Annotated in this window: 10 protein-coding genes and 1 pseudogene; 5 read left to right on the top strand and 6 right to left on the bottom strand. The window is 56.7% G+C overall.

Annotated elements, in window-relative coordinates:
- The 4 genes and pseudogenes from AC1DMK_RS20705 to AC1DMK_RS20690 all read left to right on the top strand — a co-directional run.
- Positions 1 to 1,025 (top strand): annotated as a pseudogene (locus AC1DMK_RS20705) (ABC transporter substrate-binding protein); the annotation flags it as partial.
- Positions 1,026 to 1,113: 88 nt separating this feature from the next.
- On the top strand, positions 1,114 to 2,067 hold the full coding sequence (locus AC1DMK_RS20700; RefSeq protein ID WP_477861568.1) for a carbohydrate ABC transporter permease: 954 nt from the start codon (positions 1,114 to 1,116) through the stop codon (positions 2,065 to 2,067).
- The gene (locus AC1DMK_RS20695) at positions 2,064 to 3,008 is read left to right on the top strand and encodes a carbohydrate ABC transporter permease (RefSeq protein WP_477861567.1); all 945 of its coding nucleotides are present in this window, start codon (positions 2,064 to 2,066) and stop codon (positions 3,006 to 3,008) included. Before AC1DMK_RS20700 ends, AC1DMK_RS20695 begins: the two co-directional genes overlap by 4 nt.
- A gap of 3 nt (positions 3,009 to 3,011) precedes the next feature.
- Complete coding sequence (locus tag AC1DMK_RS20690) at positions 3,012 to 4,124, top strand: ABC transporter ATP-binding protein (protein ID WP_477861565.1); 1,113 nt, start codon at positions 3,012 to 3,014, stop codon at positions 4,122 to 4,124.
- Between the two features lie 37 nt (positions 4,125 to 4,161).
- Here the strand turns inward: AC1DMK_RS20690 and AC1DMK_RS20685 are convergent, their stop codons facing one another.
- Complete coding sequence (locus AC1DMK_RS20685) at positions 4,162 to 5,415, bottom strand: D-amino acid dehydrogenase (RefSeq protein ID WP_477861563.1); 1,254 nt, start codon at positions 5,413 to 5,415, stop codon at positions 4,162 to 4,164.
- 24 nt (positions 5,416 to 5,439) lie between these two features.
- A complete protein-coding gene (gene alr / locus AC1DMK_RS20680) occupies positions 5,440 to 6,558 on the bottom strand; it encodes an alanine racemase (protein WP_477861561.1) in 1,119 nt (372 codons plus the stop codon).
- Positions 6,559 to 6,689: 131 nt separating this feature from the next.
- On the opposite strand from alr, the gene AC1DMK_RS20675 reads away from it, so the two are divergent.
- Positions 6,690 to 7,145 carry an Lrp/AsnC family transcriptional regulator gene (locus AC1DMK_RS20675; protein WP_477861559.1) on the top strand — a complete coding sequence of 152 codons (456 nt, stop codon included), beginning with the start codon at positions 6,690 to 6,692 and terminating at the stop codon, positions 7,143 to 7,145.
- 263 nt (positions 7,146 to 7,408) lie between these two features.
- Here AC1DMK_RS20675 and AC1DMK_RS20670 read toward each other — a convergent pair whose 3' ends face one another.
- The 4 genes from AC1DMK_RS20670 to AC1DMK_RS20655 all read right to left on the bottom strand — a co-directional run bounded on the left by AC1DMK_RS20670 (position 7,409) and on the right by AC1DMK_RS20655 (position 12,086).
- Entirely contained in the window at positions 7,409 to 7,777 is a 369-nt protein-coding gene (locus tag AC1DMK_RS20670; protein WP_477861557.1) for a phosphomannose isomerase type II C-terminal cupin domain, read from the bottom strand.
- Positions 7,778 to 8,143: 366 nt separating this feature from the next.
- On the bottom strand, positions 8,144 to 10,063 hold the full coding sequence (locus AC1DMK_RS20665) for a polysaccharide biosynthesis protein (RefSeq protein WP_477861555.1): 1,920 nt from the start codon (positions 10,061 to 10,063) through the stop codon (positions 8,144 to 8,146).
- Between the two features lie 331 nt (positions 10,064 to 10,394).
- Positions 10,395 to 10,970 (bottom strand): sugar transferase, encoded by a 576-nt coding sequence (locus AC1DMK_RS20660; protein WP_477861584.1) that lies wholly within the window; start codon positions 10,968 to 10,970, stop codon positions 10,395 to 10,397.
- Positions 10,971 to 11,153: 183 nt separating this feature from the next.
- Entirely contained in the window at positions 11,154 to 12,086 is a 933-nt protein-coding gene (locus tag AC1DMK_RS20655; protein ID WP_477861553.1) for an NAD-dependent epimerase/dehydratase family protein, read from the bottom strand.
- Positions 12,087 to 12,391: the final 305 nt, after the last annotated feature.

Genomic DNA, 12,391 nt, shown 5'->3' with positions numbered 1-12,391 from the left:
AGCGCGCGCGGATGATGTGAAGGAAGTCCAGATGCTCCATTGGTGGACGTCTGGGGGTGAGGCGGCGGCCCTCAACGTGCTGAAGGGCGATCTGGCCAAGGAAGGTTATGCCTGGAAGGACGTGCCGGTCGCCGGCGGCGGCGGCGATGCTGCCATGACCGCGTTGAAGGCCATGGTCGCTGCGGGAACCTACCCGACGGCTTCGCAGATGCTTGGTTATACCGTGCTGGACTACGCCCAGGCGGGCGTCATGGGCGATCTGACCGAAACGGCGAAGAAGGAAGGCTGGGACAAGTCGGTTCCGGCGGCCCTGCAGAAATTCTCCGTTTACGACGGCAAGTGGGTTGCGGCCCCTGTCAACGTGCACTCCGTCAATTGGCTTTGGATCAACAAGGCGGTGATGGACAAGATCGGCGGCACCGAGCCGAAGACCTTCGACGACCTGATCGCGCTGCTCGACAAGGCCAAGGCAGCCGGCGTCATTCCGCTGGCRCTCGGCGGTCAGAACTGGCAGGAGGCGACGATGTTCGATTCGATCGTGCTGTCGACGGGCGGTCCTGRATTCTACAAGAAGGCCTTCAACGATCTCGACGAAGCGTCGCTGAAATCAGACACGATGAAGAAGTCTTTCGACAACCTTGCCAAGATCAAGGAATATGTCGATCCGAACTTCTCCGGCCGTGACTGGAACCTTGCCACCGCCATGGTCATCAAGGGCGATGCCCTCGTTCAGGTCATGGGCGATTGGGCCAAGGGCGAGTTCGTCGCGGCGAAGAAGACGCCGAACACGGACTTCCTTTGCTATCGCTTCCCCGGCACCGAYGGCAGCGTGATCTGGTATTGCCGATCTCAAGGCTGCCAACGAAGGCGGCACGCTGTTCGGCTCGCTGGCACAGGGCTACGGCGCTCCCCCGGCAGTCGCCAACGCTTACAAGGACGTCGTGTCGAAGTTCGTTCATGGCCAGATCACGACCTCCGACCAGGCTGTCGAAGAACTCGTCAAGGCAATCGACGACGCCAAGTAGGCATTCGTTCATCGAATAGAAGCCTTCCCCGCGCGAGCGGGGGAGGCATTCAGACACACGGATACGGCCCTGGGAGGGGACGAACTACATGAGCACCGTCGCGACGCCCGAAATCAACCTGACGTCGGAGCGCAGAACACGCAATTCCATCCGCTCCCGTCTTCAAGATGCGTTGCCGAAGATCGTCCTGGCGCCGAGCTTCGCCGTCACCGTGATTTTTGTCTATGGCTTCATTGTTTGGACGGTCTATCTGTCCTTCACCAATTCCAAAACCTTCCCGTCCTATGTGCTGACCGGGCCACGCGCCTATCAACGGCTCTGGCGCTGGACGTTCGAGAACGATCCGCCGTCGAGCTGGTACACTTCGATCACCAACATGGGCATTTTCGGCTTCCTCTATGTCGGGATCTGCCTGGCGCTTGGATTGTTTCTGGCGATCCTGCTTGATCAGAAGATCCGCGGCGAAGGCCTCCTCAGGCCCATCTATCTCTATCCGATGGCGCTGTCGTTTATTGTGACGGGCGTTGCCTGGAAGTGGTTCCTCGATCCCGGTCTCGGTCTTGAGCAGACGCTGCATCAATGGGGTTGGACAAGCTTCCACTTCGATTGGATCAAGAACAAGGATTTCGTCATCTACACCGTTGTCATCGCCGGCGTCTGGCAGGCCTCCGGCTTTGTCATGGCGATGTTCCTTGCCGGGTTGCGCGGCATCGACGGTGAGATCATGAAAGCCGCCCAGATCGACGGCGCGACGACCTGGCAGCTTTACAAGCGCATCGTCATTCCGATGCTTCGGCCGGTGTTCCTGTCGGCCTTCATCGTGCTCGCTCACATGGCGATCAAGTCCTACGACCTTGTTGTGGCGCTGACATCAGGCGGACCCGGCGGTTCCGCCTGGCTGCCGTCCAACTTCATGTATGAATACACGTTCAAGCGCAACGAGATGGYGGTGGGCTCGGCGAGCGCGATCATCATGCTGATGACGATTACGGCGATTATCGTTCCCTACCTCTATTCCGAACTGCGGGAGAAATCGCGATGAGTGCCGTCGTCGCCTCCGGCAGCGCCCAGCGCCGCACGGCCAACGCAAGAATGCTCAATCGCATCGTCATCTACGGGCTCCTTCTATTCTTTGCGATAGTCTATCTGATGCCGCTGTTCGTGATGCTGGTGACCTCGTTCAAGACTATGGACGAGATCCAGAACGGCAACATGCTGTCGCTGCCAAAGGCTCCGACGCTCGATCCCTGGTTCAAGGCATGGGGTGAAACCTGCGTCGGCCTGACCTGCGCCGGCATCAAGGGTTACTTCTGGAATTCCATCAAGATGGTGGTTCCGGCGGTTGCGATTTCGACGCTGCTCGGTGCTCTCAATGGCTACGTGCTGACCAAATGGCGGTTTCCCGGTCATACGCTGGTCTTCGGCTTGATGCTGTTTGCCTGCTTTATCCCGTTCCAGTCGGTGCTGCTGCCGATGGCGACTATTCTTGGATCCCTCGGCCGCTTCGGGACAACGCTTCAAAACATGACGGGCTCCTCGTTCGGGTTCGGCAATCCGACCGCAAACCTTGTCTTCGTCCACGTCGTCTACGGTCTCGGCTTCACGACGCTGTTTTTCCGCAACTACTACGAGGCCTTCCCGACCGAACTGGTCAAGGCCGCCCAGGTCGATGGCGCCGGGTTTTTCCAGATCTTCCGGCGGATCATGCTGCCGAACTCGCTGCCGATCATTGTCGTGACCGTGATCTACCAATTTACCAACATCTGGAACGACTTCCTGTTTGCCTCTGCCTATGCGGGCACCGGTGAGTCCATGCCGATGACGGTCGCGCTCAACAACGTCGTCAACACCTCGACCGGTGTCGTCGAATACAACGTCAACATGGCTGCGGCGATGATCGCCGCCATGCCCACGCTTCTCGTCTACATTCTCGCCGGCCGCTACTTCGTTCGCGGACTGATGGCGGGCGCCGTCAAAGGATAATCAATGGCTTTTCTCGAAATTTCCGGCCTCAGGAAACGCTTCGGTTCTGTCGAAATCCTCAAAGGGATCGACCTCGAACTGGAGAAGGGTGGGTTCCTCGTCCTCGTCGGTCCATCGGGTTGCGGCAAGTCGACCTTGCTCAATACCATTGCCGGGCTGGAGTCGATTACCGAAGGCCAAATCCGTGTCGATGGACGGGCGATTGACGATCTGCATCCCTCGAAGCGGGATATCGCCATGGTGTTCCAAAGCTATGCGCTCTACCCCAACATGACGGTCGCCGGGAACATATCCTTCGGCATGGAGATGCGCGGCGTACCGGTAGAGGAGCGCAAGAAGGCCATCGACAAGGTGGCCAAGGTGCTGCAGATCGGCCATCTTCTGGATCGCAAGCCGAGCCAGTTGTCGGGCGGCCAGCGTCAGCGCGTTGCCATGGGACGGGCGCTGGTGCGCGATCCGAAGCTCTTCCTGTTTGACGAGCCCCTGTCGAACCTCGACGCAAAGCTTCGCGTCGACATGCGCATCGAGATCAAGCGCCTCCACCAGGCGACGGGAACCTCCATCGTCTACGTCACCCACGACCAGATCGAGGCCATGACGCTTGCGACCAAGATCGCCGTCATGCGTGACGGCGAGGTACAGCAGTTCGGAACGCCTGCGGAAATCTACAACAATCCGGCCAACCTGTTCGTCGCCGATTTCATGGGCTCACCCGCAATGAACCTTCTGACGGCGACCGTCGGCACCGACAGCAAGGGGCTTCACGTGTCGCTGGAAAGGCCGCATGCCGCACCGCTGAGCCTCGCCTTGCCGCAATTGGACGGGCTTGCCGCCTATGTCGGCAAGCAGATTGTCTTCGGCATCCGGCCCGAAGCATTGACTGACCCCGATGGCGCAGATCGTAACGCCAGATCGCTGGCAGAGGGTGATTGCCTCATCGAGGTCGTCGAACCGGCAGGTTCCGACACCTTCGCCGTGACGAAACTTGGGGGAAAGGAGGCCGTCGCACGGCTGCGCGCCGACATTCACATCACCGCCGGTCAAACCACCCGACTTACCTTCAACCTCGACAAGGCAGTCTATTTCGACCCGCAGAGCCAGCAGCGGATCGCATAGAGATCATTCGGATTTCGAGCCTCCAGCGACCGGTCCTCTAGCCGCGATATCGGGCAAGAGAGAGATCGGCCGTTTCGATGTCGGCCTTCCTACCACTGACGATGTCGGTCAGGACACGTGCCGATCCGGTGCTCATGGTCCAGCCAAGCGTGCCGTGGCCGGTGTTGAGGAAGAGATTGCGGATCTTGGTTGCGCCGATGACCGGCGTCCCATCTGGTGTCATCGGCCGCAGTCCGCACCAGTAGTTGGCCTTTGCGAGATCCCCGCCCGGGAAGAGATCGGTCACGGAATGTTCGAGCGTCCGGCGCCGGGCAGGGCCGAGGTCGTTCGTGTAGCCCGATATCTCGGCCATGCCGCCAACGCGGATCCGGTCGCCGAGGCGGGTGATGGCGATCTTGTATGTCTCATCCATGACAGTCGATTCGGGCGCACGCGATGCATCAGTAATCGGGATCGTCAGCGAGTAGCCTTTCACCGGGTAGACAGGCAAGGCTATGCCGAGCGGCTTCAGGAGCAGCGGTGAATAGCTGCCGAGCGCTACGACAACAGCATCAGAGCGTAGGGCGCCGCGATCGGTGACGACGGCCCGTGCCTCGCCGCCATCGACCTGGATGCTCTTGATGGTGCGCTGATAGTCGAAAATGACGCCCATCTCGACGCACTTTGCGGCCAGCGCATTGGTGAATTTGAAACAATCACCGGTTTCGTCCTTGGGTGTGAGGAGGCCGCCGACAATACGATTGCCGACATGTTTCAGCGCCGGCTCGACGCGCAGGCAGCCCTCGCGGTCGAGCACCTCAAAAGGAATCCCGTCTGCCGCGAGTGCCTTGACGTCCTTGGCGCAGGCATCCAGTTGCGCCTGGGTACGAAACAGCTGCAGCGTGCCCTGCATGCGCTCGTCATAGGCAATGCCGGCCTCCGCGCGCAATTGGCCAAGGGAAAGGCGGCTGTAGTCCGCCAGACGCAGCATGCGCGACTTGTTGATTGCGTAGCGTTCGGCGGTGCAGTTTAAGAGCATCCTCGCCGTCCAGGAGAGCATCGCGATATCAACCTTCGGCCGCAGGACCAGCGGCGCATGCTCCATGAACAGCCACTTGAGCGCCTTCTTTGGAATGCCGGGGGCGGCCCATGGCGAGCAATAGCCGAACGAAACTTCACCGGCGTTGGCAAAGCTTGTCTCCAGCGCAGGCCCGGTCTGCCGGTCGACGACCGTGACCTCATGTCCGGCCTTGGCCAGGTAATAGGCGCTCGTGACGCCGATAACGCCGGCGCCGAGAACTGTCACTTTCATGGTAGCCCCTGTTATGAAGGTTAGTCAGATGTATTGGCGATGATAGCGCTGACCCAGTCCGGTCAACATTTCGTAGGAGATGGTTCCGGCATCACGGGCGATATCTTCAAGTGTCTGATGCGACCCGATCAATTCGACTAGACTCCCGAGACCAAGAGCGTCGTCCGGCAGGGAACTGATGTCGACCGTCATGCTGTCCATTGAGACTCGCCCGACGATTGGAAGGCGGCGACCGAACGCATAAGCCGCACCGCTGGCGCTAAGGCTCCGTGGCAACCCGTCCGCATAGCCGGCCGCAAGGGTGGCCAACCGCATCTCAAAGGGAGCGCGATGACTGCCGCCATAGCCGATGAGCGTTCCTTCAGGCACGGTGTGCGTTTGAATGACTCGCACGCTGAGGCTGACGACGGGCGTTGTCGGATTGGGGACGCCGTCGCTGGCAATCCCTCCGTAAAGTGCCAATCCGGGCCTGGCCATGGCGCCGTGGAAACCACGGCCGAGAAAAATCCCGCCGGAATTTGTAAGGCAGACACGCATCTCCGGGAAACGCGCGGCAACCGCGCCCATTGCTGAAAGCTGGTCGGTGTTTTGCAGGTTCAGGCTCTCGTCGGCGCTTGCGAGATGGCTCATGATGAACTCCACATCGACATTGCGCAGGAGGTCAGGATCGCTGCAGAGCGCATTTGCTTCAGTCGGGCTCAGTCCAAGCCGTGACATTCCGGTGTCGAACTGCAGGACGGCCGGAAGTCGGGCGCCATAGCGCTCCGCCTCTTTGGACCAGTTCCTCAACTGTGCCAGGGAGTTGAGCACCGGAATGAACCCGCTGGCAGCAGCAAAAGGTTCGCCGCCTGGCAGAAGGCCGTTCAAGACGACGATCTTTGCCTCGCGCGGCAGATACCGTTTGAGGTCTTTTGCCTCAACGAGGTGGGCGACAAAGAAATCCCGGCATCCGGCCTCGACCAAAGCCGGGCCGACGCGATCAGCGCCCAGGCCGTAGGCGTCTGCCTTGACAACCGCTCCGCAGATGGCCGGAGAAACCTTGGCTGCGAGCAGCCGGTAGTTCGCCTTGAGAGCTTCAAGATCGATCGAGAGAATGCCCGAAAGCGCGCACTTGTTGACATCGTTTGCCGCGCTGGCGTCCATCGTCATTCCCCTGGTTTCATGATGGCCAGCATAGCGAGACAATCGAGCAATATCCCACCGATCGGATCGTTTTTATTGCAAATCTGGCAATGAAATAGAATAATTGAGCGTGCAACAGAGGATTTGTGCGCGTGACATTTGATACAATCGATCGCAACATCGTGCGGCTGCTGCGGCTCAATGCACGGATTGCGAACGCGACTTTGGCCGCGGAAGTGGGCCTGTCGCCGTCAGCATGCCTTCGCAGGATCGCGAAGCTTGAGCAGTCCGGTCACATACGTGGGTATACGGCGCTGATCGGCACCTCCGACAGCGACGACGCGATTGCCGTGATCGTCAACATTACACTGGAGCGGCAGACGGAAGAGCATCTCAACCGGTTCGAGGCCGCAATTCGCAAGCATCCCGAAATTCAGGAGTGCTTTTTGATGACGGGAGGATCCGACTACATTCTGAAGGTCGAGGTCGAGAGTGCGCGCGACTTCGAGCGCATCCACAAGGATATTTTATCAGCGCTTCCGGGCGTTGCTCGCATCCATTCAAGTTTCGCTATTCGCGACGTCCTGAAAAGATCGCGTGGCAAGTGACCTTGCCCCGTCGAAATAATCCATTTTGAAGTGAGCTTTGGCCCCATTGAATGACTCCAAGCATGGCAACAGTGCGATCTCCATTCCGTTCCGCTCCTGTCGATGAAGGAGCATATCTCGCGGCCCCGGTGCTCCGGTCAGCAAAGGAAGGTGGAGTGTTCGTCTCGCACATTCAGAACGCCCGAGAGCTCCAATTGGGCGGCTGCGCGACGAGTTCTAGAATGAGAGGCTCGTCTCATGCATTCGGCCGACCGAGCGCGGGATTAGACTCGGCCATAGTCGTCGCTCAGGCGAATGATGTCTTTTTCGTCCAGCAATTCACCGTACTGAATTTCGATAAAGACAAGAGGCTGATCTCCAGTGCAGGAGACGCGATGCTTCGTTTTGACGGGGATCTCGACAGTGCGCCCAATCTCAAATCTGAAGTGCGCACCRTCAATTTCGGCAACACCTTGTCCGGATACTGCAGTCCAACGCTCGGTTCGGTGGTTGTGATACTGGAGCGAAAGCCGCTCACCAGAATTGACAACAATGCGCTTGACGACGTGGCGCTCGCCAACATCCAGGACGCGCCAGGTGCCCCAAGGGCGCTGATCATGGTCACCGACTTCATAGAGGCTGCCCGACTGCATTACATTACTTCCTAGTCCGCTGGGTTCACTCCGCGACTAGTATGATTGAGGGGCTTCTTCAAGCACCCTTAGTTCGATATCAACATATCAACGAGGAAACCGATAGCTTTGATGCACGACGCTAACCATAATAGGAGGTGCCTTGTGATCGACGTTCGCGACGGCCACACGCCACGAGTGCTGATTTAGCATCCCAACGCCTCATCTCCGCGGCTACAGATTTCAGCCCTAAAACTGGTCGCGTTAACCGAAAGTCGGATGAGCTCGCGGCCAAGTCCGCCCCCGCCAACGCGATCTGTGCGACCAGAGGCAATGCATTTTACGCATCGGAAGGGAGTACCGCTGCATTCTAGCTCGCAGGAGGCCTCACTCTCCGAGCCGGTTCCTAACTGATACAAGATCTACTATTTCCGCAAACGCACTGTAGTCGCCGACTAGCTCTGAAAGTTTCGCCCGGAGGCGATTTACGTCGCCATCGATTGCTGCCATCTCGAGTTCTTGTAACTGTGGAACCAATGCGGCCAATGACAGGAAGCCCTCGCGAGCCCGCATAATCATCGGGTGTTCAGTTGGCTCAGGGTTGTCCCCGATGAGCAATTCCTCGTACAATTTCTCGCCCGGACGTAGGCCAGACATAACAATCGCGATATCTCCATCGGGGTGATTGGAATCTCGAACGGTTTGCCCCGACAATTCGATCATTCTGCGAGCAAGATTGTATATCTTGACTGGCTCACCCATATCGAGGACATAAACGTCACCACCTTTCGCCATCGCCCCGGCTTGTATAACAAGTTGGCTTGCTTCCGTTCCCGTCATGAAGAAACGGGTGATCTCAGGGTGGGTCAATGTGACGGGGCCACCTTTTTGGATCTGCTGTCGAAACAGGGGGACGACTGAGCCGGACGAACCGAGAACATTTCCAAATCGCACCATTGAGAAGGTAGTAGAACTTTGTGCTTCCGCCAGCGACTGAAGAACCATCTCGGCGAGCCGCTTTGTTGCGCCCATAATGTTTGTCGGTCTGACGGCCTTGTCTGTGCTCACCAATATGAACGTCGCGACTAAGGAATCGATCGCGGCTTGTGCAATTGTCCTAGTGCCAATCACATTGGTTTTCACTCCCTCGACGGGGTTCTGCTCAACTAGCGGTACGTGCTTGTAAGCTGCGGCATGATAGACAGTATGAGGCCGCCATGTGTCGAGGATCTTGCGAACTCTTAGATCGTCACAGACGCTTGCAAGTAAAGGAACTAGGGGCACATCATGTCCCACTTCGCTTACTTGAAGTTCATTCTGGAGCGCGTAGAGACCATACTCGTTTTGGTCGAGAAGCAACAAGCAGGCGGGCTTTAGCTTCACGAGCTGCCGGCAGAGTTCGCTCCCAATTGACCCAGCAGCGCCGGTAACAAGTACCACTTTGCCGAAAGCGTTCCGCTCCAGTAGCATCTGATTTGGATCCACCGGCATTCGACCCAAAAGGTCCTCGATTTCAAGTTCTTGAAAGTCTGAAATATGCGATTTGCCACCGGCGATCGCACTCAAGTCGGGTACCGAACGGACCGCGACCTTTGCTTCTCTCAAGCCGTCGAGTATTGCATTCCTGCGGGCGCGATCGATGTGCGGCAACGCCAGGAGAACGGCTTTGACTTTTAGGCGGCTGGTCAGCCCGCCTATATCCACGGGGCTGTAGACCTTCACACCCTCAATCACGCTTCCGACTAAGCCGGGATCATCATCGAGATATCCAACAACTTTAAAGTCGGCATCATGATTTATGCCGCTGGTGAATTGCCTTCCCTTTCGTCCGGCACCATATACCAGCACATTTGACTGCACCCTTTTCCTCAGTGCGCGATTATACGCGTCGTGCAAGAAATATCTGGGAAGAAAACGAGATATCCCAATGGCAAGCAACAACAGCAAAGGCTGGAGGATTCCAATGGTACGCGGGATACCAGGAACGCCAATGACCGTAAATATGATGGCAAAAGCCAGGCCGTAAATTACGACGGCCTTTGTAACCGTCCAGAAAGCGGCCAAGCCGATGAATCGAAATATGGCTCTATAAAGCCCCATCACTACGAATATTGGTAGCGCCAAGCACAGTGATATGGGGATAGGCAGGAACTGTATCCCCGAGAGTGTCACCCAATCATTCAGACGAAAACAGTAGGACAACCATATCGTTAGAATGCATAGATTGCTATCGACCAACAATGCGAGCGCACGTTTGGTTGGTCGTGGCAGGCCCAGAATACTGTGGATATATTTTTCGGAGATCATGAGCTTTCTGGATGACGATTAAGAACTAAGCATTTTAGAATCCCTGGGTGGAATTGGGAACTCATCAAGTAAATGTATCCCACTTTCTCGGTGTTGGACAACCAAAGAAAGAGAATTCACTTTGCCAAACGCTCTCAGGTTGATCCACCCGCGCGAGCCGTTCGGTCCAGCAAAAAAGCAGGACAGCAATCTGACAAAGACGATCGCTGGGTTGGTGGTATACTGACGTTTCCATGAAAGCTCCGATTATCCTCTAGTTAGTCTACTTAGCTCCCGGCCGTTAGAGTCATTCATCGCACAATGGTTGCAGAGCCACGCCTATTGGATAAACTCAATGCGAGATCCCGTCTCTCTGCACGACTTTCAATGCCGTTTGGATGATAATTTGAATGTCGAACAGACACGAGCGGCGTTGTAGGTACTCTAAGTCGAACTCGACCTTCTCACCGATCGGCAATTCATCGCGCCCGTTGATTTGCGCCCATCCGGTGAGACCGGGTAACAGGACCTCGATACCATGTTCCGTGCGAAGCTCAATGAGGTCGCTCTGATTGAAAAGTGCCGGCCGCGGCCCAACCAAGCTCATGTCACCATTTAGTATGCACCATAGTTGGGGCAACTCATCGAGACTGGACTTCCGAAGGAAAGAACCTATGGGTGTCAGGTAATCGGCGGGAGTCCCTAGAAGGTGGGTAGCAACGGCGGGCGTATCGATCCGCATGCTACGAAATTTTGGCATCAGAAAGATCTGGTTGCCTCGTCCCACGCGGTTCGACCAGTAGAGAACCGGTCCCTCGGAGGTGATCTTAACCGCGCATGCCACCAAGAGGCAGGGTACTAGGAAAAATACTGCGGCTACGAGGGCGACAATAAAATCAAAGACGCGTTTGCACAGTGAATACCACATCATGGCGCGTCACATTTTTGATTGTGCGCGTAGGTAGGCTTGATGGCCAAATAGGTGGCATATGCAGTCATAGATGGTGCTGAAACCTGTCCGCTCTCGATTTATGTCCTGATAGCTTTCTGTGTCCGTGTCAGCAACTGATTTTTCGCTTCTTGCCAGGTCTATGACCAGGCGGTCACGCAGCTAGCTATTTTTTGTTGCTAAATCCGCGAGCGAACGGCGTAGCCCTTCCGAGACCGAAAAGGGAGCACGCCAGTCGAGAAATTGCCGCGCTTTGCTCGTATCAATTTGAAGCGAAGCCAATAGCCGCGTAGCGGCTTCGTCTTGGGCGAGGCACCTCGCGAGTAGCTTGAGTGTGCCAGCTGGAAATGGAACGAGACGCGACGGTCGGATCATAGCATGAGCCATCCTTCGGAGGAGATCGGTTGTTGATATGTCTTCGCCGTCGCTGACGAGGAAGGTTTGATTCTTCGCGGCAGGGTGATCGACGCAGGTGATCAGCAGATCGACCAGATTTTCAACGTATATGAAACTACGCCTATTGTTAATCGATCCCAAAGGCAGTGGCATTCCAGTTCCAACCAGGCGTTTGAGCAGTGCAAAGTTTCCGGGGGCATCTCGGCCGTAGATCAGTGGTGGCCTTATGATCACCGCATCCATGTTGCTGCGCTCAGCTATGGTTTGAAGGCCTATTTCCGCTAGGTGCTTGGACCTTGCGTAAATGGAATGTGGGTTTGGTATTGCCTCCTCCGTAAACGGCAGGTCTGTTGTAAACGATCCATTCACACCAATCGAGCTTACGAATACAAACCTGCGAACCCCAGCGGATTGAGCCTGGCGCGCCAGATTCTGGGTACCCTCCGTGTTTATCGAAAAGAACGCGCGGCTCGGATCCGCAGCGTCTTCGCGAAGAACGTGCGCTCTTGCAGCGAGATGGATGATAGAATCCACTCCGGTGAGAATGTCCTTCCAATTAGTTTGGCCATCTATCACCTTCACATGGTGAAAGTCATGGTGCGACGTTCGGCTTGTTGCCTTGTATGAAATACCACGTAGCGAGAGTTCGCGTGTCAACGCTCGTCCGACAAATCCCGTGGCACCGGTTATGAGAATCATTTGCTCTGCCTGTATTAGTCAACGCCGCGCTGGCAGCTCTTTCGGTTGTTTCAGCCGCGATTGGGTCACCTACACCCCATCGGCGGCTTAGATCATATATCACTGTCTATCGCTACCGCGCTTCTTGATTGTGTCCTGCGCGCCGCTCATCCGTCTTTCGCGCGAAATTGGCAAGAAAACCGCGAGCGAGTGCTAGCTTCTCAAGTCGAACGGACGAAGGTAGCACGACCCTTGTCCGTTAAGGCGCTCAACGGGGGCCTTGCTCACTAGCGCAAGTGCTAACCGAGCTGACCCCATTCTAGGCC

This window comes from Rhizobium sp. 05L419 (assembly GCF_056397845.1).
The sequence above is the reverse complement of the archived record's forward strand: the minus strand, read 5'-3'. Positions and strand labels throughout refer to the sequence as shown.

Coding starts and splice junctions, on each gene's coding strand:
- AC1DMK_RS20695 (WP_477861567.1), top strand. CDS start 2,064: ATGAGTGCCGTCGTCGCCTCCGGCAGCGCCCAGCGCCGCACGGCCAAC.
- AC1DMK_RS20690 (WP_477861565.1), top strand. CDS start 3,012: ATGGCTTTTCTCGAAATTTCCGGCCTCAGGAAACGCTTCGGTTCTGTC.
- AC1DMK_RS20685 (WP_477861563.1), bottom strand. CDS start 5,415: ATGAAAGTGACAGTTCTCGGCGCCGGCGTTATCGGCGTCACGAGCGCC.
- alr (WP_477861561.1), bottom strand. CDS start 6,558: ATGGACGCCAGCGCGGCAAACGATGTCAACAAGTGCGCGCTTTCGGGC.
- AC1DMK_RS20665 (WP_477861555.1), bottom strand. CDS start 10,063: ATGATCTCCGAAAAATATATCCACAGTATTCTGGGCCTGCCACGACCA.
- AC1DMK_RS20660 (WP_477861584.1), bottom strand. CDS start 10,970: ATGTGGTATTCACTGTGCAAACGCGTCTTTGATTTTATTGTCGCCCTC.
- AC1DMK_RS20655 (WP_477861553.1), bottom strand. CDS start 12,086: ATGATTCTCATAACCGGTGCCACGGGATTTGTCGGACGAGCGTTGACA.